We start from the raw sequence: 20404 nt of genomic DNA, 5'->3' as shown, positions 1-20404 counted from the left end.
ATAAAAAAGAGGCCTTAATTATGCCTCTTTTTAACCTTTTTCTTTCGCTAAAACACTTATTGCAGTAATTTAATTTCGCCTAAATCTGTAGTAGCACTATCTTTAACTGCCACCTTCTCAATAGTGGCATCTTTGTAAGGCGCGTTGGCCCGTATCCAAACGGTATAAACACCTTCTTTAAGATTGGTAAAAGTAAAAACACCCTGGTTTAACTGCGCTTTTAAAGTATCTGTTCCAGCTACTAACGAAACAGAGGCAGCAGCATCTGCAGGACTGATTTTACCAATAATTCCGCCTAACTTAATGTTGGTATAGGCAATTGCCCCAAGGGCAAATACAATGAGCAGCGCCAATATTGCACATAACTTTTTCATCGTTTTAGTTTTTAATGTCTAACTGTCTAAAATAAGTAACACCATTTAGTACAAATAGTTTTAAATAATGAACAGCCAAAATTCAAAACGTACTAATAATTATACACAAGAGTAATGCCACAATATACAATTGTAATCTGAATGTTAATAAGTGTTAAAATAACACTAAGAATATGGCCCCACACGTCAGAATTAAGTCACGAAGTTGTGATGTTCCCATTATTGGCAATAATGTTGTAATAAGCAGAACAGATATACGTTTTGTATATACTTTAGACAATGATCTAAAGCTTCCTCCGCGGATTAGTTACCCGCCATGAGGATTTCTTCATAAATAGTTTGTTTGGTTTATTATCCGGTTAGAGGAGCCCTCCTCAACCGGATTTTTTCTTTTAGGGCATTTTCCTTTACATTTGAACCTTGTCAGCATACCATTACGTGAACAAGAACATAAAAAAAATCGCCATAGTTGGCCCCGAGAGTACAGGTAAATCAACCCTATCGCAATTATTGGCCAAACATTACAAAGTTTCGTGGGTGCCCGAGTACGCGCGTTATTACTGCGAAAACCTGGTTACCGATTATACCCTGCAGGATGAAGCCAACATGTTTTATGGTCAGGTGGCGCTTGAAGATGCCATCCTTTCTGTAACGGAAAGCGATTTTATTATCTGCGATACCACTTTTGTAACCGTTAAGATATGGAGCGACGAAGTGCTGGGCAAGACTCCACAGGAGGTGCTCGATACTTTGCCCAAAAGACCTTACGATTTATACCTGTTAATGGATATCGATTTGCCCTGGCAAGACGACCCCTTACGCGATTTCCCCAACCAACGCGAATACTTTATGGAAATCTGGCACAAAGAACTGCAGGCGCTTGATGCAAATTACATCGTAATTAGCGGACAGGGTGATGAAAGGGTAGCCAATGCCAAAAAAGCAATTGATGATTTTTTAGGCAAATCGTAACCTAATAATCGTTCCCCAAGAAAGATCTGCAAGTACGTTCCGTAGGAACGCCTCCTGGGTAGCCAATTGTAAAATTGGCGTTTTCGTTCTGTAGGAACGGCTGTTGATCATCTGTTAAACCTGCACCAACCTGGCCACCTAAACCCCTGCCCGTTGCAGGCGGGTGATAGAACGTAAAGCCCGCAGCGAGGTACGAGCGAGGACTTGCAGTGATAGCAGGACTAAAGATGCCATCCCCACAGAACCGTAAATTTTCCAACAAAAAAGCAATAAATTCTATAAACTAGACGACTAAGGCGTCATTTCTTTAAATTCGGTGCCACAACACCACTGTTTAAGTGAGAATTGCCAAATATTCCCTACATTTGCCTCATCATTAGGGGTGCCTTGTTTAAATAAACACAAAAACAGGCTGAGAACATACCCATTTTGAGGCAGAGGGTAAAAGGTGAAAGGTAAAAGGTTGTGCATGATGCAAAGACCTTAAGCCCTAAACCTTAAAACCCTAAACCTTAAAAGCACCTGATCCGGGTAATGCCGGCGTAGGGATTGGAGTTATGGAAGTTTAACTAAAAATCGGGGAAACCCCTTTTTCCGGTTGGTTTAACTAAAAACAAAAAAATTGAAAAATTTATTTTTTGCAGCACTTGTTGCAATGCTGCCTTTCTTTGCATCGGCACAGCTTGTCGTTACCGGTAAAGTAACCGATCAAAACCACAATGCCCTGCCAGGCGCCACCATTAAAATAAAAAACAAAAAAACAGTTGTATTGAGTGATGCAGGTGGAAATTTCACCTTATCTAACCTTGAAAATGGAAAATATACATTTGTTGTGAGTTACGTGGGCTACAGAACTGAAGAAAAAGCAGTAACGCTTTCGCAAAACAGTACAATAGATTTCGCTTTAACGGCACAAAATTTTCTGGCCGATGAGGTAATTGTACGGGCAACACGGGCCAATGAAAAATCGGCAACAACCTACAAGAACATCAGTAAAGAAGAAATCCAGCAAAACAACTTTGGTCAGGATTTACCTTTTATTTTACAGAATACGCCCGGCGTGGTAGTTAATTCTGATGCTGGTGCTGGTGTGGGTTATACGGGCATCCGCATACGAGGCAGCGACAATAGCCGCATTAACGTAACGGTTAACGGCATTCCAATTAACGATAGCGAAAGCCAGGGAACTTTTTATGTGAATATGCCCGATTTTGCTTCATCAGTAGATAATGTGCAGATTCAGCGCGGTGTAGGTACCTCAACCAACGGAGCCGGTGCTTTTGGTGCAAGCTTAAACATCCAGACTACCGCCAGCGAAACAGAACCCTATGCAGAAGTAAACAGCACCTACGGCAGTTTTGATACCTGGAAAAATACCATAAAAGTTGGAACAGGTTTAATTAACAACCGTTTCAGTTTCGATGGCCGTTTATCGAGAATCAGCTCTGATGGCTATGTAGACCGTGGCTCATCTTTACTTAAATCTTATTTCCTTTCTGGTGCTTACCATGGCAACAAAGATTTATTGCGTGTAAATGTTTTCTCGGGTAACGAAAAAACTTATCAATCGTGGAATGGTATTCCGCAATCGCGTTTAGAAAATGATGTTGCCGGCATGAATGCCTACATCGCCCGGAACGAACTTAGCGCTGAAGATGCTGCTAACCTGTTAAATTCCGGACGCAGATATAACAGTTTCTTATATAATAACCAGACCGATAATTATGTTCAAAACCATTACCAATTAATTTATGCGCGTCAGTTTTCTGATCAGTTCTCTTTTAACGGAGCTTTGCACTATACACAGGGTTCGGGCTACTATGAAGAATACCGCGTTCAGAATAAACTGGCCGATTATGGTTTAAATCCGGTAGTTATTCCTGGTGGAACACCCATTACCAAAACAGATCTTATTCGCCGTCGTTGGTTGGATAACGATTTTTATGGTGTTACCTATGCCTTTAACTATGTGCCGCAGAAAAATTTAAATTTCACTTTAGGTGGTGCTTATAATGAATACAAAGGCGCGCACTTCGGACAGATTATCTGGGCACAATATGCTTCAAATGGCGACATAGACAGGCATTATTATGATAACGATGGCTTTAAAACCGATTTTAATACCTACGGTAAGGTGAACTACAGCCCGGTTGAATCGCTAAGTTTATTTGCCGATTTACAATACCGCCGTGTGTATTATGATATTGCCGGAACTGAAAACAAACTGAATACACTGGCGATAAACAAAACTTTAAATTTCTTTAATCCTAAGTTTGGCGCAACTTACTTTATCAATACTGAAAGTAATGTATACGCTTCATTCAGCGTAGCCAATAAAGAACCTAACCGTGATGATTATACCGATGCAGCAGCGGGCGCAACTCCTAAGCCAGAAAGGCTGAACGATTTAGAATTGGGTTACCGTTTTAAGAACGAAAAATTAAACATCGGGGCTAATGCTTACGGCATGTTCTATAAAAACCAGCTGGTGGTTACTGGTAAAATAAATGATGTGGGTGGAAATTTCCGTCAAAATGTAGACAGGAGTTACCGTTTGGGCATTGAGTTGGATGGTGCTTATACCATTAGCAAGCAGTTTATATTAAATGCCAATGCTGCTTTAAGCCGTAACAAAATCAAAAACTTCACCGAGTATTACGACGATTATGACAACGGTGGTCAGGTGGTAAGCAATTACCAGCTTACTGATATCTCTTACTCGCCACGTGCCGTACTTTTTGGCGAACTGGTTTACAAACCGGTTAGTGGTTTTGCCGTAGCTCTGCAAAGTAAATATGTAAGCAAGCAATATTTAGATAACACCCAAAATAACGACCGTACCATAAATGGTTATTGGGTAAGCAATGCCCGTTTAGGTTACGATTTTAAATTTGCAGGAGTTAAAAACATCAATCTGGGCTTATTGGTGAATAATATTTTCGATAAGCGTTACGAAAACAATGGCTATACCTACGGCTACCAGTTAGGTGGCAGCAGGATTACCGAAAATTTCTTTTACCCACAGGCAGGAACCAACTTTTTATTAAGCCTGAACGTGAAGTTTTAAGGAAGCTTAAAGACTAAAACAAAAAGACCAAAGCATAAAGCTTAAAATCGCCATTGAGGACAAACGCTCAATGGCGATTTTGTTTATATTGGCATTTTAAATTATAAAAACCCTAATCGGGAACAAAACTCACCATGAAATACATTGAAAAGCTCCAGTACATTACCCACGATATCCCCAACTTAACGCATATTGAACAGGTACAACTGGCTTGCGAAGCAGGGGCGAAATGGATTCAATACCGTTGCCTGAGCAAAGATGATGCAGCCCTTTTAGCCGATATTAACGCCATCGCCGAAATTTGCGATGACTGGGGCACAACACTAATTGTTACCGATCATATCCATCTAAATGGCAAAGCCGATATTCAGGGTTTTCATATTGAAGACATGAATGCCGACTTTACAGCTATCCGCAAGCAACTGGGCAATGATGTTACCCTGGGCGGATCGGCCAATACCGTTGAAAATTTAATCCGTTTAGCCAATCAGGGTGCAGATTATGCCGGCTTTGGCCCTTTTGCTACAACCGAAACCAAGCCAAACCATTTACCCTTGATAGGAGTTGAAGGTTATTACAAAGCCGTGCAAGAACTCAAGGCAGCCAACATTCAATTACCCCTTTTAGCAGTTGGGGGTATTAAAATTTATGATATAGAAGCTTTAATGCAAACGGGTATTTATGGTATCGCCGTTTCTGGCGCGATTAATTTTTCTGATGATTTTATTGAAGCTTATCAGGATTTTTACACTTTGGTAAAAGAAAGTGCTGTTTATTAAAATTTTAGATTTTAAAGCCTGTTAGCTATTTTTAGCTTTGGGATAAACCAAACCACATGTCAGAAAACGCTCTTCAAAACAATGCCCAATGGGGGATTTTTAAAAAAATCTCTTTCAGATTTTTCTTTATTTTGCTCCCACTGTTTATTTCCCTGAATAATAACGGAGTTTTCACATTCCTGTCGGGGCTGCTGCAATTGCCTAATCACTTTTTACGCGATTTCGTTCCATGGTTTTCTAAAAATATCATTCATTATAACTATACACCCAACACTGGCCCAAGCGGCAGCGGCGATACCTCTTACAATTGGGTACTATTGCTTCTGATAGTTCTCGTTTCGCTAGCTGGCTGTATCATCTGGTCTGCTTTAGACCGCAAACGTAAAAGTTATAATACTGCGTATTACTGGCTTGTGGTGCTGGTAAGGTTTTACCTGGCCTTTACCTTAGTGCTGTATGGCTTAATCAAGGTGATCAAGCTTCAGTTCCCTGATCCAACGCTTGATCGTTTGCTCCAACCTTTTGGCGAAGCATCTCCTATGGGCCTGGCATGGACCTTCCTTGGATTCTCAAAAGGATACAATATTTTTATGGGCATTATAGAAGTTTCCGGCGTACTACTCTTATTCCGCAGAACAGTAATAGTGGGTGCCTTTCTATCTCTTGCAGCCACCGCCCACGTAATGGCTATGAATTACTTTTTCGATGTGCCTGTAAAATTACTCTCTACTGCGCTTGTTGTGATGAGCCTTTTTATTTTGGCTCCTCATTTCTTGAAATTCTACCGCTTCTTTATCCGGTATGAAAGTGAGCAATTGGATAAAATGTATAAGCCAGTCTTTAAAAAGCGGTGGCTTTACTTTTTGGCTTATGGTATAAAATACCTGTACATAACAGCTGCTATTGGTACTTTACTATACACGTTTAACCAGCAAAGAAAAACTTATGGCAGCGATGCACCCAAACCATTATTATATGGCATTTACAACGTAGAAAGTATGCGTTTTAAAGGGGAGGAGCTGCCACCTTTAGCTAGTGACAGTAGGCGATGGAAACAAATGGTGATTAGCTATTCAGGTTATGCACGCGTAAAAACAATTAATGATAGTACCCTTAATTTTTCAACAGTATTTAATACAAAAAAGCGGGAAATCACATTGGGGTCACTAGATAAAGAATCAGCTCAATATATTTTAACTTATCATCTTGTTGGAAAAGATAAATTGATTGTTTCTGGCCTGAAAGATAAAGATTCCATTTCCATAAGTTTTAAGCGAAAAGACCTCAAAGATTTTAGACTGATTAACAGAGGTTTTCATTGGGTAAGCGAATATCCTTATAACAGGTAAACTACATCTTGCTACCTGATTCCCGATACTCACAATTTGATATTCCGACTCGATACTAAATTTTCTATATTCGCAACATGTCATCACATCACATAGTAAAAGAAAAACAGGAGCCCGCTTTATATATCGACGAGCTGGGTAATTTTAGCGAGGAGTTTTTAGGGCAACTTTTAGAGTGGAGCCCAACGCTTTTGGTTAATGGCGAAAACTACGATAAGATTATTTCGCTTGGTCTGAAAGTAGATGTGCTAGTAAACGGAACCAATCAGGACGTTCAGGAAGACACCAAAACCATTCAGGGCCCTGTTGATGCTTTAATGGTAGCCGTTAATTTCTTATTTGAAGAAAAATATCCGGCTGTAAATGTGATTGCCAAAAAATTCGACCTTGAAAAATTTGCCGGATTTGAGGACAAAATTAACCTGGTTGTATTTACCGAGCGGGCCAAACATTATCCCATTAGGTCGGGTTTTTCGGTATGGAAACCAGCAGGCAGCGAATTTCTGATTCATGGTAACCGCTATCTTGAAGTAACCAACCTGATGCAAACCGAGGAAGAAATTTTCGAGGTGGTAAACGATGGCTTTGTAGAATTTACCTTTTCCGGACAACCTATTTTTATCAGCGAACCGATATGATTACCCTTAGAAAAGCAAAAGAACAGGACATAGAAATCATCAGGGATATTGCCGCGGCAACCTGGCCATCAACTTATCTGGATATCATTGGTCAGGCGCAGATCGATTATATGCTGGAGAAAATGTATAACCAGGGCGAGCTGTTAAAACAATTGATGGAAGGCCATATTTTCCTAATTGCCGAAGAAAATGAAAACCAATATGGCTTTGCAGGCTATTCTATTATCGATCACGAAGCACGCATTTACAAATTACATAAATTATACGTTCTGCCCTCAGCCCATGGCAAAGGGGTAGGTAAAATTCTCATTAACGAGGTTTTTAACCAGATAAAAGATATTGGTGGAACAGCTTTACAACTCAATGTAAACAAACACAATAAAGCCAAGGATTTTTATCTGAAAGGTGGTTTTACCATCAAAGAATCAGTAAAACTCGATATTGGTGAGGGTTACTTTATGGATGATTATGTAATGGAATATAAATTCTAATTATTTTTTGCATAGCAATAATCATAGCTAAATATTTTATACGCCCGTCATTTTCCTGGAGGGCGTTCTTTATTCCCAGGTTCATTAACATATAGCTTTAAGAAAAAATAATTATTAATTTGGCTTTATAATTTAAACCATGAAATATATATTATCGCTCCTATTACTCTTCGTAACGGTTACTACATTTTCACAAATACCAAAACCGTTAAAAGACACCTACGTAAATGATTTTGCGAAAGTCCTTTCCAAATCGGAAATTAAAAAGCTAAACGATACGATTAATCAAATCGAAAAAAAATCAGGTGTACAACTTGCCCTTGTTATTGTAAACACAATACCAAAGGAATACGATATTGAAGAATATTCGTTACTAATTGCACGCAGATGGAAAGTTGGCAATAAAGAGGACGGCTTGGTTTATGTTGCCGCGGTAAAGCAGCGCAAGCAACGGCTCGAAGTAGCCCGTAATCTTGAGCCCATTTTTACTACCGAAACCAGTCAGGATGTACTGACTAAAACCAAAGCGCACTTTCGTGCAAAAGATTACGGAAAGGGCCTGTTTGCATTGGTATCTGATATCTCTTTTAAACTTGATAGTGCAGGTTATGGTGAACCACCAGCAGTACAATCCCTTGCCGCTGTTGATAAACAGGACAACAAGGCCGTAAGCAATACGAGCGACAGAGTTGATATAACACTTTTTGTACTTGGCTTTTTTGTTATTGTATTTGTATTAGTAGTGCTATTAATCGTTCGCATATTCAGATCAAGACCAAGCAGCCAAACCTTTGCCAATAATGGATTTGGAGGCTACAACAACGGTTACAATGGTGGTTTTAACAATGACTACAACGGTCGTCGCAGAAGCGGTCTTGGATCCTTTTTTGCAGGTGCAGCTACTGGTTATTTCGCCAATAGCCTTTTAAACAGGAATAGATCTAGCCATAGCGTACAAAATGAGCCGCCACGAGAGCAGGCAGAACCTGCGAGCAACTTTGGCGATTGGGGATCATCACGCGACAGCTCTTCTGATGGAAACAGCTCATCTGGAAGCAGCAGTTCATCTTCAAGTGGTGGGTTTTCAGGAGGTGGAGCTAGCTCAGACTGGTAAAGGAAAAAATAACCTTATATTCGATATAAAAATAAACGCCGCCCACGAAAATGAGCGGCGTTTATTTTTGGGATACATGATTCTAAAAAATGTTAAACCCCCAATACTATCCTTTTTTCAAAACAGATGTGTTAATTTTTCATCCTTCCCTGCTCCGATTCAGTACCTGTAGAACGGCGACGGGCAGGTTTGATTTCGTTTTTACCAAAACGATAAGTAAAACTGATCCGGCCAACACGGGTTTCATTTTTTTGATGTACGGTGTAGGTTAAGCCAGGGTACGCGCTTGATAAATTATTTTCAGACATATTAAACACATCCGACAACGCCAGCTTTAAACTTGCTTTTTTGTTAAACAGTGTTTTGCTCAAACCTGCATCGATAGAATAGCGGGCCTTTAAACTAAGGGTACCATAATCAAGCGGCGATTCGTAATTCCCGTTCAGCTCGGCTGTAAAGCCATTTACGATGGTAAAGGTTTGTTGCGATTTAAACTGGAAAGATGTTTTTCCGGTTTTCAATGCCCTACCTGCTAAATTTGGCGATTCAAAGCTCAGGTAAAAAACATTTAAGTTGTTATTGGTTTGCCACCATTTGGTAATTTGAACAGGTACATTTAAGTTAGCGCTGTAACTGATATTGGTAGCGATGTTGGCATTAGTTTGATATAGCGCTTTTTGTGCTTCATCTGGCAAAATCACTTCCGCAATTACGTCATTAACCCTACTGTAACCCAGCGTAAGCATATATTTTTGCAAAAGGGTATAACTCAGCTCAAAATTATGCGTGTATTGTGGGTTCAGAAAGGGGTTACCTTTATTATAGGTATACTGATCTAAATAATAAATAAACGGATTTAAAGCATCATAACTCGGGCGATCGATCCTTCTGCTGTACGAGAAACCCAACTGGTTATTTTTGGAAAGATTTTGTTGCACAAACAAAGTCGGGAAGAAATCCCAGTAACTCCGTTTAACCACAGTATTAGTTGTAATTAAGTTTCCCTTCGAATTGGTCTGCTCCATCCTTAAACCAATTTGTACACTGGTATTTTTAAATTGCTTGTTCACATTGGTATAAGCCGCATTAACATTTTCATCGTAAACAAACTGATTACTGCGACGCACATCATTTTGCCAGTTGTTATTTACAAATTCTTCGGCCTGCAAATCGTTATCGGTTTTTACCCAGCTGCTTTTAACTCCCGCTTCGAGCTTAACCGTTTTACTTAACGACACGTTATAATCTACTTTAAAAGCTTTAATATCAATAATAGAAGGTGTATTGTTGCGGATGTAATTAATCGGACGAATGCGGCTGCCATTGGCAAAAAGATAGTCGTTGGCATAATCAGAACCATCGTTGCCGTTGTAGCGCGAATAATCTACATCGGCCGAAATTTCTGATCCTGCAGTATCCAAAACCGATTTATAGTTTAAATTATAGGAAATGTTATTGTATTTGTTGGTTTGCAGGCTATTCGAAATCAATGTAGAATCGATTTTTTGAAAAGATGGACCAATTAAAGTATTGTTAACAGCAGCTTCGGTACCATGATTAAAATAACCATTTACCAAAACCCCAATGGTATTTTTTTTATCGATAAAATAATCTAAACCTGCTTTGAAGTTGTTGTTGTATTGTTTTCTGTTGCTCTCGCCAACCTGCATAAAGTAGGTATCAGGTGTTCCGTTCGAAATCCTGTCTATAGCGATCAGGTTATCGCGCTCAAACTTACCGTAATTATAATTTCCAAAAAGATTAAGCTTTTGTGTGCGGTGATTTAAGTTTATACCCGCATTTCCCCTCAGGTTTTTGCCGTAACCTAGCGAGCCATTTACGCTGCCGTTTGTTCCGCCGTTTTTATTTTTTTTAGTTTTGATGTTAATAATACCCGAATTACCTGAAGCATCATATTTTGATGATGGATTGGTAATCAGCTCAATACTTTCTATATCAGAGCTCTGCATATTCCGCAAAAGGTTGGCCACATCAGCACTGCTCATGTAGGTTTGTTTTCCATCCAGCTGAATCAGCACGCCTTGTTTGCCCATCATCGAAATTTTATCGTTCTGATCAACTGTTACGCCCGGTGCTTTCTGTAAAACCTCTAAGGCTGATGAACCCGTCATGATTGAACTGTTAGAAACATTCATCACAATTTTATCCATCTTTCTTTCAATCAGTGGTTTGGTAACAGCCACATTTACGTCTTTTAAGTTCTGTGCAGTAGCCACCAGTTTAGCTGTGCCAAAATCTATTTTCTGGTTGTCTTCAGTTACCGTAATGATTTTGCTTTTAAGGGTTTTATAGCCCATGTTACTGGCTTTGTAAAAGTAGGTTCCTTTGCCTGCTACAATAAATCCAAACGAGCCATTTGGATCGGTAAAAGCAGTTTTTACAATACTTGAATCGGTCGCTTTGAAAAGAACTACAGTTACATAATCGGCTGGTTTATCATGCTCATCTAAAATTACCCCACTAATGTTGGGTTTGGGCGTATTTTGGGCAAAAACCTGCGTAGTTGCAAAAAAAAGGGTTATTATAAGCGCTATTTTGTATAAATTTTTCATCGGTTTGGTTTAATGTGCTAAAAAATTCGGGCAAAAAAATTTCCATAACACCTGTAATAGGCGTTTTCCATTTATTGCTGTTATTTTAAAGTTTAGTTCGGAAACGAAAGGTTTCCATGATCTTGTTATGGGTAAGACGACCGTTTTTTGAAAAGGTTACAGGAAATTTAAAAATTTGGGCGTATTAGTTTGGAGCTGAGCTTTCATTGTTCCAGGTCAGTGGCAGAAAATTAGTCAATTAACCGATTAACCAGTTTAAACAATTAACCCGTAAGCCAACGATCTGTTTACAGTAGTTATTTCTGAAAAGAAAAAGCCACAGCTCAACAAGTTAAATACCTGCTGCCCTGTGGCTTTAAATTCCTGAATCAGGAAGTACTATTTTACACCCAACACATCAACACCTTGTTCAAAAATTACATCAACAGGGATATTCTTTTTGGTTAAACGATCAAGGTCTGTTTGCAATTCAGGGTGGATAATGGCTTTCTCTTTTTGTGCTTTTTCTACGGCAGCTTTATCGCCATTGCCCTGAAGCGTAATGATGAAAGCACTTAGCTCGTTCATGGCCGATGCAAATTTATCGAAGTTTACTTTGTAGGTACCTTTTGGCGTACGCTCAAAAGCGCCTTTCTCCTGAAAGTAATTGAAGCATTGCATATTGGCTTTTCCGTGTGCTTCTGAAACGCCAAAGCGAACAGAACGTAAAATACCGGCCATAAATGTGGTATAATAATCTTTTATATCGCCCTGTAATTCGCCCTTTTTAAGCAAGCCTGTTACCATATACAATCCTAAAATATCGGCTTTACCTTCTTCAAGCCAGCTGTACTGTTCTTTTAAAGCAGCACGCACAAAACCTTTTCCTGTAATGGTTTTCTTAATGCCTAAGCCATGGGCTACTTCATGAAACATTACGTTGGCAAAAAAGGCATCGAACTTAATGTATTGCTGTTGTTCGGCATCAATCAGTTCTTTCGAAATGGGAACCAGAATTTTATCGAATTTGGCCTGCATCGCATTTTTTAGCTGCGAGCGGCGGGTACCTTTTTCCTGTTGTATTTTTTCATCGTTAGGCAGGTTAACCGCAATTGTTTTCGATCCCGCATTACAATCACCTGCGTAGTATACTACATCATAAGCATTCAATTCTGAATCGGTTCCTGGTGTTTCGGCTTTATATTTAGCGTCAACCGGTAAGTTTTTCTGCAGTTCGGGCAGCATTTTTACGTACTTGGCCAAACGTTTGCTCCATTCTTTATCCTTAATTAAAACATAAGCCTCGTAACTGGTGCGGGCATTAAAAAGTTTATCTTCGTAATTTTCAATCGGGCCAATAATGATATCCAAACCATTGGTTTTCATATCCAGCCAGGCATAATCACTCGCTGTAAAATTATCGGTTACCAATGCATCAGCCCTTAAATTTAAATATTTCTTTAAACCGGCATCTTCTGCAATTAAAGCGGCCTGTTTTAGTAACGAACTTGCTTTTTGTAGCTCTGCAGCAAATAAAATATGGTAAGGTACTGTTGATAATTTGCCTGTGCTATCTTTCCTGATTACAGAATAGGCACCAAATTTATCGGCCAGATCAGATTTTTCTACCGCATCTTTGGTAATGCCGTAAGGATAAAATGTTGCACCTTCAGGTTTTGCTCCTACTCCCTGAACAAAAGGCTTATCGTTATTGAGCCTGTCCCATGGACCATAATTGATGTTTACAAAATCGCGCGTTTTTTCATCTTTAATGGTAGCCAAAAGGCTGTCGCGTTGCGGATACACCTGTTTCCAGTACAACTCATCCATAATTTCTGCCGCCTGGATCAAAAGAGGTAAAATTTTACGGTCGTTAACACTTAACTGGTTAATATTAGTGGTAAGTTTTACCTTTTCGTAAATTGGCAAACGATCGGCCACATAACTAATCAGGCTGTCTTTCTGAACTGCTCCGTTTTTATCGTCAGCAGGTTTAGAGTCGCCACCGCAAGCAGCTAACATCGCCAAAGAAACAGCCATTGCCGGCAAAAGTATTGTTGATTTGTATAAATTCTTCATATTAAAGTATATCGGCGCTAAATTAATAATTTTTAAAAGCTTTGTATAAAGTTTGATGCATTGGACGAAGTTTAGCCTAACTTTGTAACTTCATTCTTTTAATCAATATGCCCATGCTGCTTTCTGATTTATACAAAACCGCTTTATTAACTGCTTTTTCACTAACAATGGTGCTGGCTTCGTGTACCACCAGTAAGTATGCCGCCACCGAGAAAATCTACAAGGATAAAGCCAAAGGTTTTGCAGAAATTATAGGTACTGTACCTCCAACCGGGCAACTGTATGATTCTCTAAATGCAACAAACCAGCAATGGATTGGTTCTGTAAATTTTGGGATACGTAAACCCAATTTTGTAGTGATACACCATACCGCGCAGGATAGTTTGGCACAAACGGTTAAAACTTTTTTTTCTACCAAAGCCGGTACCAGCGCACATTATGTAGTTAGTCGCGATGGCAAAGTGGTGCACATGGTAAACGACTATTTACGCGCCAACCATGCCGGTATAAGCAAATGGGGGAAAGATACCGACCTCAACTCGTCATCTATCGGTATTGAACTGGATAACAACGGCTTAACCGACCCCTGGCCTGATGCGCAAATTAATAGCCTGCTTAAACTATTGGCTACATTAAAGAAAACCTACAATATCCCAACAGCCAATTTTATTGGCCATGCCGATATTGCCCCAAAACGTAAAAACGACCCTAAAAATTTCCCCTGGAAAAAACTGGCAGATAAAGGTTTTGGCTACTGGTATGATGATGTGCTGAAAAACCCTCCTGCCGATTTTAACACCGAAATGGCTTTAAAATATATCGGTTACGATACCAGCAATCTGCCTGCTGCAATTACAGCATTCAAAATTCATTTTATCCAAAGCGATATTACACCAACACTAACCCCGGTTGATATTCTGGTGTTGTACAATGTGTATACGAAGTATTAAGCGACTGGTGTAGAGCGGTTGGCGAAAATAAGTCAGAAAGTCGGGAGACGGAGGTCGGAGGTTTGGGCGCGAATACTTTGTGCTCTTTGCGATTATCTCTGTGTGCTTTGCGGTTAAATAAAAGCAGTAATATTAACGGTTTAAAACAAAAAAAGCACGGATAAACCTGTGTTCATCCGTGCCTATCTGTGGTTAAAAAACGATTAATTCGGTTTCTTAAACGTATCTTTTAGCGTTACCGTTCTGTTGAAAACCAATTTATCAGCAGTCGAATCTTTATCCAGACAGAAATAACCTTTACGGATAAACTGATAGCGGCTTTCTAAATCAGCATCGGCCAAAGCCGGCTCGATGTAAACATTTGGCAATACCGTTAAGCTTTCAGGATTTAAATAATCTTTAAAGTCGCCTTCTTCTGCATCTGGTGTTTCTGAAGTAAACAAACGCTCATACAAACGGATCTCAGCCGTTTTGGCATGTTGTGCACTTACCCAATGTATGGTACCTTTCACGTTTATGCCGCTGGTATCGTTTCCGCTTTTAGATTCGGGAATATAAGTACAACGGATTTCGGTTACATTTCCGTTTTCATCTTTCACAAAATCCTCACATTTTACAATGTAAGCGAATTTTAAGCGTACCATAGCACCCGGCGCCAGGCGGAACCATTTTTTAGCCGGTACTTCCATAAAATCTTCGCGCTCAATCCAAAGTTCATTGCTGAAAGGAATTACGCGTGTACCGCCTCCATCTTCTGCTTCAGGGTTGTTTTCGCCAATTAAATCTTCTGATTGCCCTTCCGGATAATTGGTAATAACCAGTTTAATCGGATCTAAAACAGCCATAACGCGGTTAGCGCTCTTATTCAGATCTTCGCGGATACAGAACTCCAGTAAGCTTAGCTCAATCAGATTTTCGCGTTTGGCAATACCAATACGTTCGCAAAACTCACGGATACTCTTTGGTGTAAAACCTCTCCTGCGTAAACCCGAAATAGTAGGCATGCGCGGATCATCCCAGCCACTCACCAGTTTTTCGTTTACCAATTGCAGCAGCTTACGCTTACTCATTACCGTTGAGGTAAGGTTTAGGCGTGCAAACTCATATTGTTTAGAAGGGAAAATTTCTAATTTTTCGATAAACCAATCGTACAATTCGCGGTGCGAAACATACTCCAGTGTACAAATCGAATGGGTAATATTTTCAATACTATCACTCTGGCCATGTGCAAAATCGTACATCGGGTAAATGCACCATTTATTACCGGTACGGTGGTGCTCGGCATGTTTAATGCGGTAAATAATCGGGTCTCGCATTAACATATTCGGGCTGGCCATATCAATTTTTGCCCTTAAAATATAAGTACCGTCAGCAAACTCGCCATCTTTCATTTTTGTAAAAACAGACAGGTTTTCTTCCACACTGCGGTTGCGGTATGGACTATCTTGTCCGGGCTCAGTTGGTGTACCTTTTAAAGCAGCAATTTCATCTGCGGTGCTTTCATCCACATAGGCAAGGCCTTTTTCTATTAGCTTTACCGCAAAACCATATAATTCATCAAAATAATCTGATGCATATAGTTCGTTTTTCCAGTTAAAACCCAGCCATTTAATGTCTTCCTGCTGGCTGTTTACGTATTCTGTTTTTTCCGTAACCGGATTGGTATCATCAAAACGCAGGTTGGTGTACCCGCCGTATTTTTGTGTTAGTCCGAAATTTAAGCATATCGCTTTCGCGTGGCCGATGTGTAAATAACCATTTGGTTCGGGCGGGAAACGCGTAACCAGGGTTTCATACTTACCACTATTTAAGTCGTTCTCAACAATTTCTTCAATAAAGTTCAATGACTTCTCTTCACTCATAAAAACCTGTAAATTAGGAATGCAAATGTAAAAAGATTGAGCGTATTTATACAATGATTAACGGTTTATTAGCACACAGTTAATATTGTGTTTAATAGAATTTCATTAATAGCTGATAAATGCTGATGCAATCTCCTGTTAATCGCAATAGAGATTAACATCAACTATAATCTTTAACGCCTGTTTCTCTATTAGTTAATAAAATCAATACATTTACCTTAACTTAATATTCATTATGAGCAAAGCATTAAACCGGCCAATACGTGTTTTAGTGGCTAAAGTTGGATTAGATGGCCACGACAGGGGAGCTAAAGTAATTGCCACATCATTGCGCGATGCCGGTATGGAGGTAATTTACACCGGCTTACGCCAAACGCCCGAAATGGTAGTGAATACGGCCTTGCAGGAAGATGTTGATGCCATTGGTATTTCGATCCTCTCGGGTGCACACATGACCGTCTTTCCAAAAATTATCCAGCTGATGAAAGCAAAACAATTAGATGATGTATTGTTAACAGGTGGAGGCATTATTCCGGAAGCGGACCGTTTAAAACTGGCGGAAATGGGCGTTGGTTCATTATTTCCACCGGGTACTACAATGGCCAGCATTGTAGCATATATTCAGGATTGGGTTACAGAAAACAGAAATTTTTAAGCTATGGCATACCAGAATTTAATATCAGAAGTAAAAGAGCACATTTTATACCTTACCATTAACCGCGAAAAAGCACTAAATGCCTTAAATAAAGATACGTTGGCCGAGCTGGCCGATGTGGTTGCCTTTGCCAATAAAACCGATGAAGTGAGGGGGGTGATTATTACCGGTGCTGGCGAAAAGGCATTTGTAGCAGGTGCCGACATCAAAGAGTTTGCCGATTACAATGGCAAACAGGGCAAAGAACTGGCAAAACGCGGTCAGGAGCAGGTATTCGATGCTATTGAAAATGCCACCAAACCTTTTATAGCAGCCATTAATGGCTTTGCACTGGGCGGAGGTTTAGAACTGGCTATGGCCTGTCACATGCGTATTGCCGCAGATAATGCCAGGTTAGGATTGCCAGAAGTTACTTTAGGATTGATACCGGGATATGGAGGCACACAGCGCCTTACACAACTGGTTGGAAAGGGCAAGGCTATAGAAATGATTACGACAGCCAATATGATTACCGCTGCCGATGCTTTAGCTTTTGGACTGGTAAATCACGTTGTGCCACAGGCCGATCTAATTTCAAAAGCCGAAGAAATATTAAACTTAGTAAAGCAACGCGCACCACTTGCAGTTTCGGCCGCCATTAAATCGGTTATTGCAGCCGTAAACAACCACAACGGCTATGCAACAGAGATCGAGGCTTTTGGAAAATGCTTTGAAACAGCCGACTTTAAAGAGGGAGTAGCTGCATTTGTAGAAAAAAGAAAGGCCATTTTTAAGGGCAAATAGCCCACTGTAGTATTAATTCGATCTGAATATAACAAAAATGTTGCAAAAGTTTTTCCAATTCAATTTTTTTAAGTAATTATGTGCGATCTAAATTGTTAATCTGAACCGCTCCGATAATTAAGAATTAATTTGCTGAAGTTCATTTTAGCATAAAAAGGTGCTATTAATGAAAAAGAGAATACTTATAATTGATGATGAGATAAATATTGGACTATTGCTTTCAACATTTTTAACCAAAAACGGTTTTGAAGTTGCCAGCACTACGTCCGGTACTGCGGCTTTGTCTGTTTTAAACGAGCAGGCCTTCGATTTGGTATTGTGTGATTACCGGCTGGATGATACTGACGGAAAAGAAATTTTAATCAAAATAAAAGAAAATTATCCGGGCACAAGCGTAATCATTATTACCGGTTATTCTGATATCCGACTTGCTGTTGAGTTAATTAAATTGGGTGCTTACGATTATATTGCAAAACCCTTATACCCCGACGAAATATTAATCACCATTAATAAGGCATTGGCGGCTCAGCAATCAATTTCCGAACACAAAAACGCCACTCCTCAAAAAAACAAGGATCGTTCTGGCGACAATTTCTTAAACCATCCCGAATATGTTGATGGCAAAAGCGAAGCTTCCAGGGCATTGGTTAAACAAATAAAACTTATTGCCCCGACAGATTATTCGATTATTTTAACCGGTAAAAGCGGCACCGGAAAAGAATGCGTAGCCAAGGCCATTCATTTAAACAGTCCGCGCAAAGATAAACCCTTTGTAGTAATGGATTGCGGAGCTTTATCAACAGAGCTGGCGGCAAGCGAATTCTTCGGGCACGAAAAAGGATCATTTACAGGTGCCCTGGCTACCAAAATTGGTCACTTTGAAGAAGCCAATGGCGGCACCCTGTTTCTGGATGAAATTGGCAACTTATCTTACGAAATACAGGCCATTTTGCTCAGGGCTGTTCAGGAGCGAAAATTAAAACGCATTGGCAGCACTAAAGAAATCGATTTAAACATCAGGTTGATTGTGGCAACCAATGAAAACCTGATCCAGAATATTCAGAAAGGAACGTTCAGAGAGGATTTATACCACCGGTTTAACGAATTCGCAATACATGTACCTTCATTAAAAAACCGTGGCAAAGATATCCTAACCTTCGCCAAACATTTTTTAACCATTACAAACAGGGAGCTTAACAAAAATCTTAAAGGATTTTCTGAAGAAGTAAAAACCTGTTTCATGAACTATAGCTGGCCGGGTAATATCCGCGAACTTAAAAATGTTATCAGGAGAGTAAGCCTGCTCACAGACGGAAGCATTATTCCTTTAGCGGTCCTGCCTCAGCAGCTCATCGCGGCTAAAGAAGCAAAAAACACACCTGCACAGCAGGCAAAATCTAAACCAGGTTCGAAAAAAGCAACTTTGCGAAACGCAAGGCTAGATGCCGAGCTTACAACCATTTTAACCGTTTTAAAACAGGTCAACTTTAACAAGAGCAAGGCTGCAAAGATTCTGAATATCGACAGAAAAACACTTTACAACAAAATAACGGGTATTAATCTTAACGAACTAAATTAAAATCAGGTAAAACAAAACCTGCCAATTTCGCATTTAAAGAATACCAAGCATTTAAATTATGTCAGTATTCTCTTATAAGCAACGGAACAATATTAACCTTGTTATTATTATTGCCCTTGGGATATTAATTGCCTATTCGTTACAAAGTATTTTTAGTGCCATATTAAGCACGCTGGTACTTTACACTATTATGCGGCCCGCATACATTCACCTGGCCGAGCAGAAAGGGTGGAACAGAAGGCTGGTTGCTATACTACTCATTGCCATTAGCATCATTTTAATTGTACTGCCTTTTTATGCTTTAAGCAGTATGGTTATCAGCAAAATTTCTGAGCTGAGAAACAACGAAATCTTTTTTAAAAACCTGCTGGTTAAACTACAGCATCTCATACCTGTAAAAATTAACCAGGATCTGATTCAGGAAGGGATGAACCGACTGGGTAACTGGGCCACACAATTATTTCCGTCGTTGATTTCCAGTGCAGTAAATATTATTTTAAGCCTGCTGGTAATGTACTTTTTACTCTACTTTATGCTTATTGAGCGGAAAAAATTTGAGTTTTCGTTAATTAAATATGCACCCTTCAGAGAACAAAATGCCCTCCGCTTTGGCGATGAAATGAGAAATACCACCTATGCCAACGTTTTGGGCCAGGGCTTAATTTGCCTCGTTCAAGGCTCGCTGGTAAGCCTTTCATTTCTGGTTTTAGGTTACAAAGACCCCTTGTTTTGGGGCATAATAACCACCTTTATATCATTTGTGCCGGTTTTAGGGCCTCCGGTTATATTTGTACCCGCAGCCATATTACAGATTGCAAACGGAAATAATTTTGCAGGATGGGCAATGCTTGTTTTTGGCTTTGTGGTCATTATCAACATCGATAACGTACTGAGGTTTATTATCGCAAAAAAAATTGGCAATATTCATCCCATAATTACAGTAATTGGCGTAATTATTGGTATCCCTTTATTCGGTATATTGGGTCTGGTTTTCGGCCCTTTGCTGCTGTCATATTTTATATTGCTCGTTAAAATTTACGAAACCAGTACGCTTGCTTCAGAGAGATTGGAAAGAATTAAAACAAATAATGAGCATATGGAGTTATAAATATAGCTTAACAATAAAATAATGTAGTAGTTTTATATTGAACTTAATTGTT

Annotated in this window: 16 protein-coding genes; 12 read left to right on the top strand and 4 right to left on the bottom strand. The window is 39.6% G+C overall.

Going from position 1 to position 20404, the window contains the following annotated elements; translation table 11 throughout:
* Positions 1-56: 56 nt before the first annotated feature.
* On the bottom strand, positions 57-374 hold the full coding sequence (locus OC25_RS09330) for a carboxypeptidase regulatory-like domain-containing protein (RefSeq protein ID WP_039474787.1): 318 nt from the start codon (positions 372-374) through the stop codon (positions 57-59).
* Between the two features lie 438 nt (positions 375-812).
* On the opposite strand from OC25_RS09330, the gene OC25_RS09325 reads away from it, so the two are divergent.
* The 7 genes from OC25_RS09325 to OC25_RS09285 all read left to right on the top strand — a co-directional run bounded on the left by OC25_RS09325 (position 813) and on the right by OC25_RS09285 (position 8784).
* Positions 813-1346: an AAA family ATPase gene (locus OC25_RS09325; protein WP_039474782.1), complete on the top strand. Its 534-nt coding sequence runs from the start codon at positions 813-815 to the stop codon at positions 1344-1346.
* 622 nt (positions 1347-1968) lie between these two features.
* Complete coding sequence (locus tag OC25_RS09310) at positions 1969-4413, top strand: TonB-dependent receptor (protein WP_039474774.1); 2445 nt, start codon at positions 1969-1971, stop codon at positions 4411-4413.
* A 134-nt stretch (positions 4414-4547) separates the two neighbouring features.
* The gene (locus OC25_RS09305; RefSeq protein WP_039474771.1) at positions 4548-5192 is read left to right on the top strand and encodes a thiamine phosphate synthase; all 645 of its coding nucleotides are present in this window, start codon (positions 4548-4550) and stop codon (positions 5190-5192) included.
* Between the two features lie 56 nt (positions 5193-5248).
* Positions 5249-6541: a hypothetical protein gene (locus OC25_RS09300; protein WP_039474768.1), complete on the top strand. Its 1293-nt coding sequence runs from the start codon at positions 5249-5251 to the stop codon at positions 6539-6541.
* Between the two features lie 77 nt (positions 6542-6618).
* The gene (locus tag OC25_RS09295; RefSeq protein ID WP_039474764.1) at positions 6619-7179 is read left to right on the top strand and encodes a hypothetical protein; all 561 of its coding nucleotides are present in this window, start codon (positions 6619-6621) and stop codon (positions 7177-7179) included.
* Complete coding sequence (locus tag OC25_RS09290; protein ID WP_039474759.1) at positions 7176-7670, top strand: GNAT family N-acetyltransferase; 495 nt, start codon at positions 7176-7178, stop codon at positions 7668-7670. The genes OC25_RS09295 and OC25_RS09290 overlap by 4 nt, the downstream gene beginning before the upstream one ends.
* Positions 7671-7809: 139 nt before the next feature.
* Complete coding sequence (locus tag OC25_RS09285; protein ID WP_039474756.1) at positions 7810-8784, top strand: TPM domain-containing protein; 975 nt, start codon at positions 7810-7812, stop codon at positions 8782-8784.
* A gap of 131 nt (positions 8785-8915) precedes the next feature.
* Here OC25_RS09285 and OC25_RS09280 read toward each other — a convergent pair whose 3' ends face one another.
* Together OC25_RS09280 and OC25_RS09275 are read right to left on the bottom strand one after the other, a co-directional pair.
* On the bottom strand, positions 8916-11357 hold the full coding sequence (locus OC25_RS09280) for a TonB-dependent receptor domain-containing protein (protein WP_039474752.1): 2442 nt from the start codon (positions 11355-11357) through the stop codon (positions 8916-8918).
* Positions 11358-11735: 378 nt separating this feature from the next.
* Complete coding sequence (locus OC25_RS09275; protein ID WP_039474749.1) at positions 11736-13415, bottom strand: dipeptidyl-peptidase 3 family protein; 1680 nt, start codon at positions 13413-13415, stop codon at positions 11736-11738.
* 113 nt (positions 13416-13528) lie between these two features.
* Here OC25_RS09275 and OC25_RS09270 point away from each other — a divergent pair, with 113 nt between their 5' ends.
* Positions 13529-14365 (top strand): N-acetylmuramoyl-L-alanine amidase, encoded by an 837-nt coding sequence (locus OC25_RS09270; RefSeq protein ID WP_039474947.1) that lies wholly within the window; start codon positions 13529-13531, stop codon positions 14363-14365.
* Between the two features lie 203 nt (positions 14366-14568).
* On the opposite strand, the gene OC25_RS09265 is transcribed toward OC25_RS09270, so the two are convergent.
* Positions 14569-16227, bottom strand: a complete 1659-nt coding sequence (locus tag OC25_RS09265; RefSeq protein ID WP_039474747.1) for a glutamine--tRNA ligase/YqeY domain fusion protein — start codon at positions 16225-16227, stop codon at positions 14569-14571.
* Positions 16228-16462: 235 nt separating this feature from the next.
* Between OC25_RS09265 and OC25_RS09260 the strand changes: the two genes are divergently transcribed.
* The 4 genes from OC25_RS09260 (at position 16463) to OC25_RS09245 (ending at position 20352) form a co-directional block, all read left to right on the top strand.
* Positions 16463-16882, top strand: coding sequence for a cobalamin B12-binding domain-containing protein (locus OC25_RS09260; RefSeq protein ID WP_039474743.1), 420 nt, complete (start codon positions 16463-16465; stop codon positions 16880-16882).
* A gap of 3 nt (positions 16883-16885) precedes the next feature.
* Positions 16886-17665: an enoyl-CoA hydratase/isomerase family protein gene (locus OC25_RS09255; protein WP_039474740.1), complete on the top strand. Its 780-nt coding sequence runs from the start codon at positions 16886-16888 to the stop codon at positions 17663-17665.
* Positions 17666-17831: 166 nt separating this feature from the next.
* A complete protein-coding gene (locus OC25_RS09250) occupies positions 17832-19244 on the top strand; it encodes a sigma-54-dependent transcriptional regulator (RefSeq protein ID WP_039474738.1) in 1413 nt (470 codons plus the stop codon).
* A 58-nt stretch (positions 19245-19302) separates the two neighbouring features.
* Positions 19303-20352, top strand: a complete 1050-nt coding sequence (locus OC25_RS09245; protein WP_039474735.1) for an AI-2E family transporter — start codon at positions 19303-19305, stop codon at positions 20350-20352.
* The last annotated feature ends 52 nt before the right edge of the window (positions 20353-20404 follow it).

The organism is Pedobacter kyungheensis (assembly GCF_000812965.1).
Taxonomy (GTDB): Bacteria; Bacteroidota; Bacteroidia; order Sphingobacteriales; family Sphingobacteriaceae; genus Pedobacter; species Pedobacter kyungheensis.
This window is presented reverse-complemented; position numbering and strand designations above follow the sequence as displayed.

Coding starts and splice junctions, on each gene's coding strand:
- OC25_RS09250 (WP_039474738.1), top strand. CDS start 17,832: ATGAAAAAGAGAATACTTATAATTGATGATGAGATAAATATTGGACTA.
- OC25_RS09285 (WP_039474756.1), top strand. CDS start 7,810: ATGAAATATATATTATCGCTCCTATTACTCTTCGTAACGGTTACTACA.
- OC25_RS09245 (WP_039474735.1), top strand. CDS start 19,303: ATGTCAGTATTCTCTTATAAGCAACGGAACAATATTAACCTTGTTATT.
- OC25_RS09270 (WP_039474947.1), top strand. CDS start 13,529: ATGCTGCTTTCTGATTTATACAAAACCGCTTTATTAACTGCTTTTTCA.
- OC25_RS09290 (WP_039474759.1), top strand. CDS start 7,176: ATGATTACCCTTAGAAAAGCAAAAGAACAGGACATAGAAATCATCAGG.
- OC25_RS09330 (WP_039474787.1), bottom strand. CDS start 374: ATGAAAAAGTTATGTGCAATATTGGCGCTGCTCATTGTATTTGCCCTT.
- OC25_RS09275 (WP_039474749.1), bottom strand. CDS start 13,415: ATGAAGAATTTATACAAATCAACAATACTTTTGCCGGCAATGGCTGTT.
- OC25_RS09280 (WP_039474752.1), bottom strand. CDS start 11,357: ATGAAAAATTTATACAAAATAGCGCTTATAATAACCCTTTTTTTTGCA.
- OC25_RS09295 (WP_039474764.1), top strand. CDS start 6,619: ATGTCATCACATCACATAGTAAAAGAAAAACAGGAGCCCGCTTTATAT.
- OC25_RS09265 (WP_039474747.1), bottom strand. CDS start 16,227: ATGAGTGAAGAGAAGTCATTGAACTTTATTGAAGAAATTGTTGAGAAC.
- OC25_RS09300 (WP_039474768.1), top strand. CDS start 5,249: ATGTCAGAAAACGCTCTTCAAAACAATGCCCAATGGGGGATTTTTAAA.
- OC25_RS09255 (WP_039474740.1), top strand. CDS start 16,886: ATGGCATACCAGAATTTAATATCAGAAGTAAAAGAGCACATTTTATAC.
- OC25_RS09305 (WP_039474771.1), top strand. CDS start 4,548: ATGAAATACATTGAAAAGCTCCAGTACATTACCCACGATATCCCCAAC.
- OC25_RS09260 (WP_039474743.1), top strand. CDS start 16,463: ATGAGCAAAGCATTAAACCGGCCAATACGTGTTTTAGTGGCTAAAGTT.